Annotated in this window: 1 protein-coding gene; it reads right to left on the minus strand. The window is 34.7% G+C overall.

What is annotated here, in order from left to right; translation table 11 throughout:
- Positions 1-827: glucosaminidase domain-containing protein (locus RT405_RS02945; RefSeq protein WP_313467422.1), on the minus strand; the 827-nt coding region annotated here is incomplete at both ends.

Consider the following 827-nt stretch of genomic DNA (forward strand, 5'->3'; position numbering starts at 1 on the left):
TTTTCCTAATACTTTATTTTTTGCCGTTCCCCAAGCAATAGAATTGATACTGTCGGTTGAACGATTGATTTTAGCTGAATATGCAATAGTTTTTGTTGATTTTATTTGATCATATATGTCGAGTCCTGCTTTATCTATCCAACCTATTTCTTTACCATTGATGGAAATTAATGCCCAAGATGCACGACTTGTTACAGCTTCTTTGCTTACAGTAACCACTTTATCATAGTACTTGTCTGATCTTGAAACTAAAGAATAACCTTTTGTTCCATATGGTTTTGTGTTGATACTATCGGTTTTCCGATTGATTACAGCTTCATAAGAGATATTTTTAGTAGAAAGAATATCTTCATAATAGTTTGAATCATACTTATACAATTCATTTTCTTTGATAACATTTAATACTTTGGAAAAATATTTCGAATCAGTAGCATACGGAGAAGTTCCGCTGCTCAATCCTTTTATTGCTTGCTCATAAGTAGAAGCGTTTTTCATCCATGTTCCTGCATAATTTAGAGGATCATACGATAATCCATTTCTCATTTTACTTGCATAATCCTGCAAGGCCTGTTCATAAGAAGGGTATTTTCTAAAGTTAGCTAAAACTTCAACTACTTGCCCATCTACTTCTTCCCATGTCCACATCTTAACGTATTCGCCATTGTAGCTTCCTTTAACTCCCGATAGATTATAATAAGGTGGTGAAGCCAACCCGCTTCTCCCATAATCACTTTCGTGAGCTGCTTGTCCCATCATAAGTGACACATATAGTTCTTCCTGTCCTTTAGCCGCAGCAATTTTAACGGCATAAGGTTTTATGTAATTTA

Origin of the sequence: Carnobacterium sp. (assembly GCF_032094055.1) — a bacterium.
Taxonomy (GTDB): domain Bacteria; phylum Bacillota; class Bacilli; order Lactobacillales; family Carnobacteriaceae; genus Carnobacterium_A.